This is a genomic window from Mixta gaviniae (genome assembly GCF_002953195.1).
In the GTDB taxonomy this organism is placed as follows: Bacteria; Pseudomonadota; Gammaproteobacteria; order Enterobacterales; family Enterobacteriaceae; genus Mixta; species Mixta gaviniae.
Genome location: NZ_CP026377.1, coordinates 1825459 through 1839291, shown reverse-complemented (window position 1 = coordinate 1839291; position 13833 = coordinate 1825459). Strand labels below are relative to the sequence as shown.

The 13833-nt window shown below is 56.8% G+C and carries 12 protein-coding genes and 3 pseudogenes; 10 read left to right on the top strand and 5 right to left on the bottom strand.

The window, feature by feature from the left end; translation table 11 throughout:
• The first annotated feature begins 55 nt into the window (after positions 1–55).
• Positions 56–976 carry a LysR family transcriptional regulator gene (locus C2E15_RS08555; protein ID WP_104956991.1) on the top strand — a complete coding sequence of 307 codons (921 nt, stop codon included), beginning with the start codon at positions 56–58 and terminating at the stop codon, positions 974–976.
• Positions 977–1210: 234 nt separating this feature from the next.
• Here the strand turns inward: C2E15_RS08555 and C2E15_RS21635 are convergent, their stop codons facing one another.
• From C2E15_RS21635 to C2E15_RS08535, 3 genes and pseudogenes are all read right to left on the bottom strand, one after another.
• Positions 1211–1372, bottom strand: coding sequence for a hypothetical protein (locus C2E15_RS21635; protein WP_167391847.1), 162 nt, complete (start codon positions 1370–1372; stop codon positions 1211–1213).
• A gap of 291 nt (positions 1373–1663) precedes the next feature.
• Positions 1664–2008 carry a hypothetical protein gene (locus C2E15_RS08540; RefSeq protein ID WP_104956989.1) on the bottom strand — a complete coding sequence of 115 codons (345 nt, stop codon included), beginning with the start codon at positions 2006–2008 and terminating at the stop codon, positions 1664–1666.
• Between the two features lie 374 nt (positions 2009–2382).
• Positions 2383–2637: pseudogene (locus C2E15_RS08535) on the bottom strand (DUF968 domain-containing protein); the annotation flags it as partial.
• Positions 2638–2677: 40 nt separating this feature from the next.
• Here C2E15_RS08535 and C2E15_RS22325 point away from each other — a divergent pair.
• Positions 2678–2808 (top strand): annotated as a pseudogene (locus tag C2E15_RS22325) (integrase); the annotation flags it as partial.
• Between the two features lie 120 nt (positions 2809–2928).
• Here C2E15_RS22325 and icd read toward each other — a convergent pair.
• Positions 2929–4182, bottom strand: a complete 1254-nt coding sequence (gene icd / locus C2E15_RS08525; protein ID WP_104956988.1) for an NADP-dependent isocitrate dehydrogenase — start codon at positions 4180–4182, stop codon at positions 2929–2931.
• Positions 4183–4283: 101 nt separating this feature from the next.
• Between icd and rluE the strand changes: the two genes are divergently transcribed.
• The 8 genes from rluE (at position 4284) to C2E15_RS08485 (ending at position 12131) form a co-directional block, all read left to right on the top strand.
• A complete protein-coding gene (rluE, locus tag C2E15_RS08520; RefSeq protein WP_104956987.1) occupies positions 4284–4940 on the top strand; it encodes a 23S rRNA pseudouridine(2457) synthase RluE in 657 nt (218 codons plus the stop codon).
• A gap of 17 nt (positions 4941–4957) precedes the next feature.
• Entirely contained in the window at positions 4958–5395 is a 438-nt protein-coding gene (locus tag C2E15_RS08515; protein WP_104956986.1) for an NUDIX domain-containing protein, read from the top strand.
• Between the two features lie 98 nt (positions 5396–5493).
• The gene (gene mnmA, locus C2E15_RS08510) at positions 5494–6606 is read left to right on the top strand and encodes a tRNA 2-thiouridine(34) synthase MnmA (protein WP_104956985.1); all 1113 of its coding nucleotides are present in this window, start codon (positions 5494–5496) and stop codon (positions 6604–6606) included.
• Between the two features lie 37 nt (positions 6607–6643).
• Positions 6644–7282, top strand: coding sequence for a high frequency lysogenization protein HflD (hflD, locus tag C2E15_RS08505; protein WP_104956984.1), 639 nt, complete (start codon positions 6644–6646; stop codon positions 7280–7282).
• A gap of 49 nt (positions 7283–7331) precedes the next feature.
• A complete protein-coding gene (gene purB, locus C2E15_RS08500) occupies positions 7332–8702 on the top strand; it encodes an adenylosuccinate lyase (protein ID WP_104956983.1) in 1371 nt (456 codons plus the stop codon).
• Between the two features lie 112 nt (positions 8703–8814).
• Positions 8815–9483 (top strand): two-component system response regulator PhoP, encoded by a 669-nt coding sequence (gene phoP, locus C2E15_RS08495; protein ID WP_104956982.1) that lies wholly within the window; start codon positions 8815–8817, stop codon positions 9481–9483.
• Positions 9484–9489: 6 nt separating this feature from the next.
• On the top strand, positions 9490–10950 hold the full coding sequence (gene phoQ, locus C2E15_RS08490; protein WP_104956981.1) for a two-component system sensor histidine kinase PhoQ: 1461 nt from the start codon (positions 9490–9492) through the stop codon (positions 10948–10950).
• Positions 10951–11006: 56 nt separating this feature from the next.
• On the top strand, positions 11007–12131 hold the full coding sequence (locus C2E15_RS08485; RefSeq protein ID WP_104956980.1) for a ribosomal protein uL16 3-hydroxylase: 1125 nt from the start codon (positions 11007–11009) through the stop codon (positions 12129–12131).
• A gap of 243 nt (positions 12132–12374) precedes the next feature.
• Here the strand turns inward: C2E15_RS08485 and pepT are convergent.
• A pseudogene (pepT, locus tag C2E15_RS08480) lies at positions 12375–13609 on the bottom strand (peptidase T).
• Positions 13610–13833 lie beyond the last annotated feature (224 nt).

The following is a 13833-nucleotide window of genomic DNA, read 5'->3' as shown; positions in this document are numbered from 1 at the left end:
GCCAGATGACAGTGGCGATAATATTTCGCTTCATTGATTCTCTTCAGGAAACAATATGAAAAGCGAAATGAACACGATTCCTGTTTTTTTGGCCGCCGCCGAATCAACGAGTTTTTCTCAGGCTGCAGAAAGACTGCACGTCACGCGCTCGGCAGTGGCGAAAGCTATATCCCGACTTGAAGACAGACTGGGCGTTACCCTTTTTAACCGCACAACCCGACGCCAGAGCCTGACTGATGAAGGCTCGCTTTATTATGAAGCCTGTCGCCGGGCGCTGGATGAAATCAGCCTGGCAGAGGATATGCTGGAAGGCGGCAAGCTTCGGGCAAGCGGGAAATTAAGAGTATCCGTTCCGGTGCTATTCGGACTCCACTGTGTTTCATCTTTACTGTCTGCGCTCGCAACAGAAAACCCCGGGCTTGAGCTGGAAATGTCGTTCAGCGATCGCCAGGTGGACCTGCCGGCAGAAGGATTTGATCTGGCCGTAAGAATTGGTACGCTGACTGAGAGCAGCAGCCTGATAGCCCGTAAGCTGGCCTCGCATACTATGGTTTTCTGCGCTTCTCCTGATTATCTCCGCCAGGCCGGCGAGCCTGTTTCACCCGAAGAACTTAAGCAGCATGCGACCGTTGCTTACATCCATTCAAGACGCATACTGAAATGGCGTGTTAAAAATGAACATGGTGAAATTTATGAAGTGACGCCGTCTGCCAGACTTATGATGGATGATATGCAGGCGGTGAAAGATATTGCCGTTGCGGGCGGCGGCATTGCCTGGTTGCCTGACTGGCTTGTGCGGCGCCAGCTTATCTGTGGGAGTCTGACACAGATATTAAAAAACTGGCCTTCTGAAAGCCAGCCGGTGTATGCCGTCTGGTCGCGAACGCCCTATTTGCCTCTCAAAATCAGGCTGGCCATCGATAAACTGGTAAGCGAGCTGCCGACTATGTTAGCTACTGAAAAAAGCCCGGTTTGATGTCCGCTTTTCGCTCAAAGCCGCCCTTCTCCACAGATCAGGCCGCACAGGGGCTGAAGCGGGATCTGCTATGGCCTATTTCAGCTCAAGCTGTCGAATCACCGCGACAACCTCTGCAATGTCCGGGTCTGACAGGGGACGTAAAGGTCAAACAGGCCGAAAACCTCATTGTCAGTTAGCTTCTGATACGAAACAGGCGGCAACCGCAGCGCGTCAACCCCGGCCGCCTGGGCATCATCGACCAGCCGTAATCCCTTTAGCATCTTCCATCAGACGTTCGAAATCATAGGTCACGGTTGGCGATTGCGCATTCCGGGCAGCATTGGCATGAGCTATCAGTGCATCATCTGATAAGCTCACCGCCGTTACGCTGCCCGCAGTCAGCGGCTCAGCCATGATCGATTCTCATAATGTTATTAAACGCCGGAGCGCGGATATGAAAAAGGCCCGTCGACGCGAGCCTGGGGTAAAGGCAGGAGGTATTCACTTTTTATGAAATATGAAATCCGTGATTTTCTGGATTGTGACAATCACTCCAAGCATACAAAATATCATTACAAAAAAATTAGAAAAATCACGAGGCAGTGAATACCATGAGTTGAACATAACACCTGCGCCACTTAGCAGTGAAGACGCGAAGAGTATTCCAACAAAAATGCGTATTGCATTGATGATTTCCGTTTTCATTTACCAGCTGCAGCCACCGTCGTTACAATTTGAACCGTTGGATCCGCTTCCGCCACCGGCCCCATTTCCGCCTTCGGTTTTAAAACACCCTCCAGCCAATGCACCGCCTACCACTCCCAGGGCCATTCCCCAACCGAGGCCATACGCACCCATTATGACCCCGCCGATGATGCCATTATTACAATCCACCACGCCCTGGCTGGTATAGAATCCGCCACCTTTATTCCCGCTTCCACTTCCCCCTGCGTATTTATCTGCATTTTTCATATGGCCGACATACTCTGTAGCAGTATTGGCACCTGCTCCAGTTACCAATTTAATGTCGTTATTTATTAGCATTCTCATAATTAAATCCCTCTCAAATTGATATTTAACATGAACCACATGATGCAATGAATTAATTAAAACACAGATAAAAATTTGTCAAGATTATTAATGAGGCGGGGATAACGGAAATAAAGTGTTATTACGACCAGTTATTTGCTAACAGGTTCGTTTTTACTTTGTTTATTGTTTGAAATCGCTAATTATTTTCCATTAATTATTGAACCTTATCACAAAACCCTATCCGATCCCTCGATCAAAGGGCTTTTCCCTGCACTACGATAGGCCTGGAAAGCTTTCACACGAAGAAAAAGCTGGTTGATTCGCTCACTTTCTCAATAGGTGTACCGCTTTTACTGGTATTTCTGGTTCCTTATTAAATATAGTTCGGTCATTTATGCAATAACCCCAAGCGCCAGCGCGCGGCCTGTTGTTTTGATCACCAGCTCCAGCTGGCTGCCGTGTTTGCTCTCAAATTGCCGTGGGTCGTCATGCAGCCGCCGGTGATAGCCGCGGCACAGCGGGACAGAAAATAAATCATGCGTTTTGGTCGCCATTCTTCCCTGCCCATGTCCGATCAGGTGGTGCGGGTCGTCGGCAGGCTTGCCGCAATCTTCGCATGCCTGTTTTTTTACCCACCGCAGGTACTTTCACACCACCACGGCGCGGCTTCAGTCGACGCATAAATGACGTTCGCTGGCGGAGCGGTTATACGAAAAACAGGGGGTCGATACGCAAAACTGCTGGGTCATAAATCAGCCCAACAAACGGCAAAATACCATGATGATCGATGTAAGGAGTGGATAAAAATAGCGCTTTAGCGTGTATGTTTTTTATACAGTTTTGGGGAAAAGTTTTGGGAAAGTTTTGAGGAAAAACACCAATAAAAAAGCCAACATAAATTTAACATTTTATGTTGGCTTGATGTGATTAATCAGCGATTACATATTGCTGATAATCGCGTCACCAAACTCTGAACATTTCAGCAGCTTAGCATCTTCCATCAGACGTTCGAAGTCATAGGTCACGGTCTTGTTGGCGATTGCGCCTTCCATGCCTTTAACAATCAGGTCTGCGGCTTCGAACCACTGCATGTGGCGCAGCATCATTTCCGCAGAAAGGATAACGGAGCCCGGGTTCACTTTGTCCTGGCCTGCGTATTTCGGCGCGGTGCCGTGCGTCGCTTCAAACAGCGCGCACTCGTCGCCGATGTTCGCGCCCGGCGCGATGCCGATGCCGCCAACCTGCGCCGCCAGGGCGTCGGAGATGTAGTCGCCGTTCAGGTTCATACAGGCGATAACATCATACTCCGCCGGACGCAGCAGGATCTGCTGCAGGAACGCATCGGCGATCACGTCTTTAATAACGATCTCTTTGCCGGTGTTCGGGTTCTTGATTTTCACCCACGGGCCGCCGTCCAACAGTTCGCCGCCGAACTCTTCGCGTGCCAGCTGGTAGCCCCAGTCTTTAAACGCGCCTTCGGTGAACTTCATGATGTTGCCTTTGTGAACCAGGGTCACAGAGTCGCGATCGTTGGTGATGGCGTATTCAATCGCCGCGCGCACCAGGCGCTTGGTGCCCGCTTCTGAGCAAGGCTTCACGCCGATGCCGCACTGTTCCGGGAAGCGAATCTTGTTCACGCCCATCTCTTCGCGCAGGAACTTGATCACTTTATCCGCTTCCGGGGTGCCCGCTTTCCACTCGATGCCGGCATAGATGTCTTCGCTGTTTTCACGGAAGATCACCATATCGGTATCCTGCGGACGTTTTACCGGGCTTGGGGTGCCCTGATAGTAGCGTACCGGACGCAGGCAGATGTACAGGTCCAGCTGCTGACGCAGCGCAACGTTAAGAGAACGGATACCGCCGCCAACCGGCGTCGTCAACGGGCCTTTGATGGCAACGCGATAATCCTTAATCAGGTCAAGCGTCTCCTCCGGCAGCCACACGTCCGGGCCATACACTTGGGTAGATTTTTCACCGGTGTAAATTTCCATCCAGGAAATTTTTCGCTCGCCGTTGTAGGCTTTTTTCACAGCGGCATCAACCACTTTGATCATAACAGGGGAGACGTCCACACCAATGCCGTCACCCTCGATATAAGGGATGATCGGATTAGCAGGCACAACCAGTTTGCCCTGATCGTCAAGAGTGATTTTCTGACCTTCCGCCGGAACAACTACTTTGCTTTCCATTAACCTCTCCTTCGAGCGCTTTTTTGTTAATGATTTGTAAGATGCGCGTCAATACTACTTGAATATTGCCGTCGCGCCAATCATCTCGATTTCGCGTTATAATGCGCTCATTACCCTCAAGTGCAAAGCTCATGCGTAAAACTGTCGTTAAGAATCACAACGTTAAACGATTCAGCCGTACTGCTACCCCGCCGCCACCCCATAAAGGGCCGCGCCGTGTGATCGTTTTTAACAAACCCTATGACGTGCTGCCGCAGTTCACCGACGAAGCGGGCCGCGCCACGCTGAAAGATTTCATTCCGGTCGGCGACGTATACGCCGCAGGCCGCCTGGACCGCGACAGCGAAGGCCTGATGGTACTGACCAATGACGGCGCGCTGCAGGCGAAGCTGACGCAGCCGGGCAAACGCACCAGCAAAATCTACTACGTACAGGTGGAAGGCGAGCCCGACGACCGCGCGCTGCAGGCGCTGCGCGATGGCGTTAATCTGAAAGATGGCCCCACCCTGCCCGCCGGCGTCGAAAAGGTGGCGGAACCTGCCTGGCTCTGGCCGCGTCAGCCGCCGATCCGCGAGCGTAAAGCGATCCCGACCAGCTGGCTGAAAATCACCCTGTATGAAGGGCGCAACCGTCAGGTGCGCCGCATGACCGCCCATATCGGCTTTCCGACGCTGCGGCTGATCCGCTACGGCATGGCGTCGCTGACGCTGGACGGCCTGGCACAGGGTGAATGGCGTGACGTTACCGACCAATTTTAAGCCTAGAGGAGCTGCCGATGTTTAAACCACACGTGACCGTCGCCTGTATGGTGCAGGCGGAAGGCGAACTGTTGGTGGTGGAGGAAACCGTCAACGGCAAAGCGACCTGGAATCAGCCCGCCGGCCATCTCGAAGCGGAAGAGAGCCTGTTGGAGGCCGCCAGCCGCGAGCTGTATGAAGAGACCGGCATCCAGGCGGAGATGACGCATTTTCTTGGCGTGCAGCAGTGGACCGCGCCGGACAACACGCCCTTTCTCCGCTTTCTGTTTGCTGTCGATCTGCCGGCGCGCCTGCCAACGCAACCGCAAGACAGCGATATCGACCGCTGCTGGTGGCTGTCGCCGCAGCAGATCCTGGCGGCGGATCACCTGCGTTCGCCGCTGGTGGCGGAGAGCGTACGCATCTGGCAGAGCGGCGTGCGTTACCCGCTGTCGCTGGTGCGGATTTATCGATAATGGCTTTCCCGCGGCGCAAGCCGCGCGGCGGGGATGCGCCCCCGCCTGACGCGTGCTAGAATACGCCGCCTGTTTTTGTTCCTTGTCGTGAGTGTGTCATGTCTGACAACAGCCAGAAAAAAGTGATCGTCGGAATGTCCGGCGGCGTCGATTCCTCCGTTTCCGCCTGGTTACTGCAGCAGCAGGGCTATCAGGTGGAAGGTCTGTTTATGAAAAACTGGGAGGAGGACGACGGCGAAGAGTATTGCACCGCCGCGGACGATCTGGCCGATGCCCAGGCGGTTTGCGACAAACTCGGCATGAAGCTGCATAAAGTTAACTTCGCCGCCGAATACTGGGATAACGTCTTCGAGCATTTCCTTGAAGAGTACAAGGCCGGCCGCACGCCGAACCCCGATATTCTCTGCAATAAAGAGATCAAATTTAAGGCGTTCCTTGAGTTCGCGGCGGAAGATCTCGGCGCCGACTTTATCGCCACCGGCCACTATGTGCGCCGCCAGGACAGCAACGGCCAGAGCCAGCTGCTGCGCGGCCTCGATGGCAATAAAGACCAGAGCTACTTCCTCTATACGCTCAGCCACCAGCAGATCGCCCAGAGCCTGTTCCCGGTCGGCGAGCTGTCGAAGCCGGAAGTGCGCCGTATCGCGGAAGATCTGGAGCTGGTAACGGCGAAGAAAAAAGATTCCACCGGCATCTGCTTTATCGGCGAGCGCAAATTCCGCGATTTTCTCGGCCGTTATCTGCCGGCGCAGCCGGGCGAAATCGTCACGGTCGATGGCCAGACCGTGGGCGAGCATCAGGGTCTGATGTACCATACGCTGGGGCAGCGCAAAGGCCTCGGCATCGGCGGCCTGAAAGAGAGCAACGACAATCCCTGGTACGTGGTGGATAAAGATGTCGCCAATAATCGCCTGATCGTGGCGCAGGGCGCCGACCATCCGCGCCTGATGTCTGTCGGCCTGATTGCGCAACAGCTGCACTGGGTTGACCGTCAGCCGCTGCGCGCGCCGCTGCAGTGCGTAGTGAAAACGCGCTATCGTCAGGAAGATATTCCCTGCGTCGTTACGCCGCTGGACGACGATCGCATCGAGGTGCGCTTTGAGCAGCCAGTCGCCGCCGTCACGCCAGGCCAGTCCGCCGTCTTTTATCTGGGCGAAGTCTGCCTCGGCGGTGGCATCATCGAGCAGCGTTTACCGCTGGTGCCGGCATAACATCCCATGCTGCGCCAGCGGGTATACAGGAGTAACCGTGGCTAAAAATTATTACGATATCACGCTGGCGCTGGCAGGCATCTGCCAGGCCGCGCACCTGGCGCAGCAGCTGGCCCATCAGGGCCAGTGCGACGCGCAGTCGCTGAAAACCTCCCTGAGCAGCTTGCTCGATCTTAATCCCTCTTCCACCCTCGCCGTGTATGGCAACGATGAAAGCCATCTGCGCTTCGGCCTGGAGACGCTGCTGGCGGTGCTGAATAATCCCAGCCGCCAGGGTGCCGGCGCGGAGCTGACGCGCTACACCCTGAGCCTGATGGTGCTGGAAAGAAAGCTGAACGCCAGTAAAACCGCGCTCAATACCCTGGCGCAGCGCATCGGCCAGCTCGATCGCCAGCTGACCCATTACGATATTGAATCCGAAACCCTGATTGCCGCGATGGCAGGCATCTACGTTGATGTCATTAGCCCGCTCGGCCCACGCATTCAGGTGACAGGATCGCCTGCGGTGCTGCAAAACAGCCAGGTGCAAAGCAAAATTCGCGCCTCCCTGCTGGCCGGCATCCGCTCTGCGGTGCTGTGGCAGCAGGTGGGCGGCGGCCGCCTGCAGTTAATGTTTTTCCGAAATCGCCTGACCCGTGAGGCGAAACGTATTTTAGCCGGTATGCCGTCGGCCTGATGGGCCGACAGACGCCAGACCTTAAGTTAACGATCCAGGAGTTGCTCTGATGGAATTATCCTCTCTGACCGCCGTCTCACCTGTCGATGGTCGTTACGGCGAAAAAGTCAGCCCGTTGCGCGGCATTTTCAGCGAATTTGGCCTGCTGAAATTCCGCGTACAGGTTGAAGTTCGCTGGTTACAAAAACTGGCCGCGACGGCAGAGATCAAGGAAGTTCCTGCTTTTGACGCCGACGCAAACGCTTTCCTTGACGCTATCGTCGAAAATTTCACCGAAACCGACGCCGCGCGCATCAAAACCATCGAGCGCACCACCAACCACGACGTGAAGGCGGTCGAATATTTTCTGAAAGAGAAAGTGGCTGAGGTCCCGGCGCTGCACGCCGTCTCCGAATTTATCCACTTCGCCTGCACCTCCGAAGATATCAACAACCTGTCGCACGCGCTGATGCTGGAAACCGCGCGCCGTGAGGTGATCCTGCCCTACTGGAACCAACTGATCGACGCGGTGAAAGATCTGGCGCAGCAGTATCGTGATATTCCGCTGCTGTCACGCACCCACGGCCAGCCCGCCACGCCTTCGACGATGGGCAAAGAGATGGCGAACGTCGCCTACCGTATGTCGCGCCAGCTGCGTCAGCTGGAGCAGGTGGAGATCCTCGGCAAAATTAACGGCGCGGTCGGCAACTATAACGCGCATATGTCCGCCTACCCGGAAGTGGACTGGCATCAGTTGAGCGAAGCCTTTGTTACCTCGCTGGGCATCAGCTGGAACCCCTACACCACGCAGATCGAGCCGCACGACTATATCGCCGAGCTGTTTGACTGCATTGCGCGTTTCAATACCATCCTGATCGATTTCGATCGTGATGTCTGGGGCTATATCGCGCTAAACCACTTTAAACAGAAAACCATCGCCGGCGAAATCGGCTCCTCCACCATGCCGCACAAGGTGAACCCGATCGATTTCGAAAACTCCGAAGGCAACCTCGGCCTGGCGAACGCGGTGATGCAGCACCTGGCCGCCAAACTGCCGGTTTCCCGCTGGCAGCGCGATCTGACCGACTCCACCGTGCTGCGTAACCTCGGCGTCGGCGTCGGCTATGCGCTGATCGCCTATCAGGCTACGTTAAAAGGCATCAGTAAGCTGGAAGTGAACCGCAACCGCCTGCTGGCGGAGCTGGATCAGAACTGGGAAGTGCTGGCGGAGCCGATCCAGACCGTGATGCGCCGTTACGGCATCGAAAAGCCGTATGAGAAGCTGAAAGAGCTGACGCGCGGCAAACGCGTCGACGCTGCCGGCATGCAGGCGTTTATCGACAGTCTGGCGCTGCCGGAAGAGGAAAAAACCCGCCTGAAACAGATGACCCCGGCCAACTACCTCGGCCGCGCGGTGCAGATGGTCGACGACCTGAAATAACCGCCTCTCCCGCGCGGGCGCCACGCGTCCGTGCGGGATTGCAGCTGCGTTAATGCGCGGTTTATCTGCACTCTCCTATACTCAGCGCTGAATGACTTGTAAAGGAAAGACTATGCGCGTTTTGGTTGTTGAGGATAACGCCCTGCTGCGCCACCACCTGTCGGTACAGCTGCGTGAAATGGGCCATCAGGTCGATGCCGCGGAAGATGCGAAAGAAGCGGATTATTTTCTGGCTGAACACTCTCCCGATATTACGCTGGTCGATCTTGGCCTGCCCGATGAAGACGGCATGGCATTGATCCGCCGCTGGCGCGGACAGGATGTTAAACAGCCGATTTTGGTGCTAACGGCGCGCGAAGGCTGGCAGGCGAAAGTGGAAGCGCTGGAAGCGGGCGCCGACGACTACGTGACCAAACCTTTTCATATCGAAGAGGTGGTGGCGCGTATGCAGGCGTTGATGCGCCGTAACAGCGGCCTTGCGTCGCAGATCATCACCCTGCCGCCGTTCCAAATCGATCTCTCGCGCCGCGAGCTGACGGTTCACGATCGGCAGATTAAGCTGACCGCCTTTGAGTACACCATTATCGAAACCCTGATCCGCAACGTTGGCAAAGTGGTCAGCAAAGATTCGCTGATGCTGCAGCTCTATCCCGACGCGGAGCTGCGTGAAAGCCACACCATCGATGTGCTGATGGGACGACTGCGTAAAAAAATCCAGGCCGTGCATCCGCAAGAGGTGATCACCACCGTACGCGGCCAGGGCTACCGCTTCGATATTTGATCCCTGATGCGCTTCCTGCAAAGCCAACGCCCTTTTTCACTGCGCGCCCGCTTTCTGCTGGCGACCGCCGCCGTGGTGCTGGTGCTTTCCCTCTCTTACGGCATGGTCGCCGTGGTTGGCTATATCGTCAGCTTCGATAAGACGACTTATCGCGTGATGCGTGGCGAAAGCAACCTGTTCTATACCCTCGCCCAGTGGAAAAACAATCAGCTGACCATCGCCCAGCCGGAGCAGATGACGCTCAACTCGCCGACGCTGGTATTTATCTACGATGAGCGCGGCCGGCTGCTATGGCAGCAGCGCGACGTGCCGGAGATCCGTCATAAGATCAATCCGGACTGGCTAAGAAAGCCTGATTTCTACGAAATCGACACCAATAATCAGACCAGCCGCGAGGCGCTCGGCGACGACCAGGCGGCACAGAATAAGCTGCACGCCTACGATGATAACGGTGACGGCACCTTTACCCACTCGGTGGCGGTCAACCGTTACGACGCGACCACCACGCTGCCGGCGCTGACCGTGGTGGTGGTCGATTCGATTCCGCAGGAGCTGCAGCACTCTGACGTGGTCTGGTCATGGTTTAGCTATGTGCTGCTGGTCAATCTGCTGCTGGTGATCCCGCTGCTGTGGCTGGCGGCGCACTGGAGCCTGCGCCCTATCGGTACGCTGGCCAGCCAGATCCGCGAGCTGGAAAGCAGCCAGCGCGAGGCGCTCGATCCCAATCCGCCGCAAGAGCTGCGCAGCCTGGTGCGCAACCTCAACCTGCTGCTGGAAAATGAGCGTCAGCGCTACACGCGCTACCGTACCACGCTCTCCGATCTTACCCACAGCCTGAAAACGCCGCTGGCGGTGCTGCAAAGCACCCTGCGATCGCTGCGCGGCGGCAAAAACCTCTCGGTCGAGCAGGCGGAGCCGATCATGCTGGAGCAGATCAGCCGCATCTCACAGCAGATTGGCTACTACCTGCATCGCGCCAGCATGCAGGCGGATCACAATCCACTGAAGCGCGAGCTGCATTCGGTTTCCGCGCTGCTGGACAGCCTCTGTTCGGCGCTGAATAAAGTGTATCAGCGCAAAGGCGTCTCCCTGTCGCTGGATGTCTCGCCGGAGATCACCTTTGTTGGCGATCAGAACGACTTTATGGAAGTGATGGGCAACGTGCTGGATAACGCCTGCAAATATTGCCTAGAGTTTGTGGAAATCAGCGCGCGCCAGACCGATTCCAGCCTGTTGCTGCTGGTGGAGGACGACGGCCCCGGCATTCCCGAAAGCAAACGCGAGCTGATCTTTCTGCGCGGCCAGCGCGCCGATACGCTGCGCCCCGGTCAGGGGCTGGGGCTGGCGGTGGCGCGCGATATTCTGGAGCAGTACGCGGGTGATATCGAAGCGGGCACCAGCGCGCTGGGCGGCGCCCGAATGAAAGTGATTTTTCAGCGCCAGGAAGTGGAACATAACCTTGAGTAGAACCGCGCTGCCGCTGTTATACTTGCTGCAATTTCTCGCCTGAACTGGACAACCTTATGGATTATCAGCTCGATCTTAACTGGACCGATTTTTTACACAATTACTGGCAAAAGCGTCCGGTGATCCTGAAACGCGGCTTCAAAAACTTTATCGACCCTATCTCGCCGGACGAACTGGCGGGGCTGGCGATGGAGAGTGAAGTGGACAGCCGACTGGTGAGCCAGCAGGACGGTAAATGGCAGGTGAGCCACGGCCCGTTTGAAAGCTACGATCACCTCGGCGAGCATAACTGGTCGCTGCTGGTGCAGGCAGTTAACCACTGGCACGAGCCGTGCGCGGCGCTGATGCGCCCGTTCCGTTTTCTGCCGGACTGGCGCATCGACGATCTGATGATCTCCTTCTCGGTGCCGGGCGGCGGCGTCGGCCCGCATCTCGATCAGTATGATGTCTTTATTATTCAGGGCGCCGGCCGCCGACGCTGGCGCGTGGGCGACAAGACGCCGCTGAAACAGCACTGTCCGCACCCTGACCTGCTGCAGGTCGAGCCGTTCGACGCGATTATCGATGAAGAGATGGAGCCGGGCGATATTCTCTATATTCCGCCGGGCTTCCCGCATGAAGGCTATTCGCTGGAAAACGCGCTTAACTACTCTGTCGGCTTCCGCGCCCCCAGCGGCCGCGAGCTGATCAGCGGCTTCGCCGATTTCGTGCTGGCGCGCGAACTGGGCAGCCGCCGCTACAGCGATCCGCAGATCGCCGCGCGCGATTGCCCGGCCGACATTCTGCCTGAAGAGATCGCCGGCATCCGTCAGCTGATGCTGGAGGTGATCGATCAGCCGGAGCAGTTCCGCCAGTGGTTCGGCGAGTTTATCTCGCAGTCGCGCCATGAGCTGGATGTCGCGCCGCCGGAGCCGCCTTACCAGCCTGATGAAATTTATGACGCGCTGCAGCAGGGTGACCGGCTGACGCGCCTCGGCGGCCTGCGGGTGCTGAAAATCGGCGAAGCGGTGTTTATTAACGGCGAGCAGCTGGAATCGGCCCATCCGGCCGCGCTGAACGTTCTTGCCGATAAGCAGACGCTGGGCCTGAATGATTTCGCGACGGCCATCGACGATCCCGCTTTCCTCGCGCAGCTGGCGGGGCTGGTCAACAGCGGATACTGGTTCTTTAACGAAGAGTAATCGCCTTAGCGGCTGGCGCTACGCCAGCCGCCTTTCAGCGACCTCGGGCGCTCCATCTTGCTTCCCGCCCTTCTGCGATCTTCGGGCATTCCGTCTTGCTTCCCGCCCTTCTGCGACCTTCGGGCGTTCCGTCTTGCTTCCCGCCCTTCTGCGACCTCGGGCGTTCCATCTTGCTTCGCGCCCTTCGGCTGCTTCTGCCGTTCAGTTCTTTCTTCGCGCCCTCTGGCTACCTTTGGCGTTCAATTATTGCTTGCCGGCGTTCACCGCAGCCAGCCGGGCGATGCCGACAATCACCTCTACCGTCTTCTCCATAATGTTCAGCGAGGCGAACTCATGTTTGCCATGGTAGTTATAGCCGCCGGTAAAGATATTCGGGCAGGGCAAGCCTTTAAAAGAGAGCCAGGCGCCGTCAGTGCCGCCGCGAATCGGTTTAACGTCCGGCTCCACGTCGCATTCGCGCATCGCCTGCAGCGCCAGATCGATACTGTGCGGATGCGCCTCGACGATCTCGCGCATGTTGTAGTAGCTGTCTTCAATCGTGACGTCGACATAGCAGTCCGGGTTCAGCCCTTTGCCCACGCGGCGGGAGATATCGATCAGCTTCTGCTTGCGCGCCTCGAAGCTGTCGCGATCGAAATCACGCACGATATAGTTCATCTCGGCACGCTCCACCGAGCCTTTAATATTGTTGAGGTGGTAAAAGCCCTCGTAGCCGCTGGTGAACTGCGGTTTTTCGGTGGCGGGCACCTCGGCGTGAAAGCGCATCGCCAGATCGAGCGCGTTGACCATCACCCCTTTCGCCGTGCCGGGATGCACATTGTTGCCGACGATCTTCACCGTCACCGAAGCGGCGTTGAAGTTTTCGAACTGAAATTCGCCAAGGCCGCTGCCGTCGATGGTGTAGGCCCAGTCGGCGCCGAACGCCGCCACGTCGAAATGCTCGGTGCCGCGCCCGACCTCTTCATCGGGGGTAAAGGCGACGCGAATTTTGCCGTGCGGGATATCGCCCTGCGCCAGCCGCGCCAGGGCGGTCATGATCTCCGCCACCCCCGCTTTATCATCGGCGCCGAGCAGCGTTTTGCCGTCGGTGGTGATCAGCGTGTGGCCGGTCAGCTGATGCAGCACCGGGAACATCACCGGCGACAGGATCTCCTCGCCGACGCCGAGCGCGATATCGCCGCCGCGGTAGTTTTCGACAATCTGCGGATTGACATGCTTGCCGGTAAAATCGGGCGAGGTATCGACATGGGAAATAAAGCCGATGGTAGGCGCCGGGTGGTCGATGTTAGCCGGCAGCGTCGCCGTTACGCAGCAGTGTTCGCTCAGCGTGACCTCTTCCAGCCCGAGCGCGATCAGCTCTTCCTGCAGCACTTTCGCCAGCGTCCACTGCCCTTCTGTGCTGGGAACCTGTCGCGCATGGGGCGCGACTGCGTATCAAACGAAACATAGTGTAAAAACCGGTCGAGTAGCGTTGTCATCTTTCTTCTCTCTCAATGGCCGTGAGCTATTATGGGAAGCCTGCTCCGCCAACATATTGCGTCAGGTCATACTGTTAAAGCGTAGTGCGCAAAAAGAGAATGCGCGTTTTTATCCGGGTAAATAGCGGTTATTGGCTTGCGAGCATGGAAATCATGCGGTTTTCAGGTATCATCGCGCCCCTGACTTTGCGGCCGGTCGACCGTAGCGATCGCGCTCTATTACA

What these genes read in the sequence shown, in the direction of transcription:
- C2E15_RS08555 (WP_104956991.1), top strand. Translation starts at nt 56, where the DNA reads ATGAAAAGCGAAATGAACACGATTCCTGTTTTTTTGGCCGCCGCCGAA.
- C2E15_RS21635 (WP_167391847.1), bottom strand. Translation starts at nt 1,372, where the DNA reads ATGGCTGAGCCGCTGACTGCGGGCAGCGTAACGGCGGTGAGCTTATCA.
- C2E15_RS08540 (WP_104956989.1), bottom strand. Translation starts at nt 2,008, where the DNA reads ATGAGAATGCTAATAAATAACGACATTAAATTGGTAACTGGAGCAGGT.
- icd (WP_104956988.1), bottom strand. Translation starts at nt 4,182, where the DNA reads ATGGAAAGCAAAGTAGTTGTTCCGGCGGAAGGTCAGAAAATCACTCTT.
- rluE (WP_104956987.1), top strand. Translation starts at nt 4,284, where the DNA reads ATGCGCTCATTACCCTCAAGTGCAAAGCTCATGCGTAAAACTGTCGTT.
- C2E15_RS08515 (WP_104956986.1), top strand. Translation starts at nt 4,958, where the DNA reads ATGTTTAAACCACACGTGACCGTCGCCTGTATGGTGCAGGCGGAAGGC.
- mnmA (WP_104956985.1), top strand. Translation starts at nt 5,494, where the DNA reads ATGTCTGACAACAGCCAGAAAAAAGTGATCGTCGGAATGTCCGGCGGC.
- purB (WP_104956983.1), top strand. Translation starts at nt 7,332, where the DNA reads ATGGAATTATCCTCTCTGACCGCCGTCTCACCTGTCGATGGTCGTTAC.
- phoP (WP_104956982.1), top strand. Translation starts at nt 8,815, where the DNA reads ATGCGCGTTTTGGTTGTTGAGGATAACGCCCTGCTGCGCCACCACCTG.
- phoQ (WP_104956981.1), top strand. Translation starts at nt 9,490, where the DNA reads ATGCGCTTCCTGCAAAGCCAACGCCCTTTTTCACTGCGCGCCCGCTTT.
- C2E15_RS08485 (WP_104956980.1), top strand. Translation starts at nt 11,007, where the DNA reads ATGGATTATCAGCTCGATCTTAACTGGACCGATTTTTTACACAATTAC.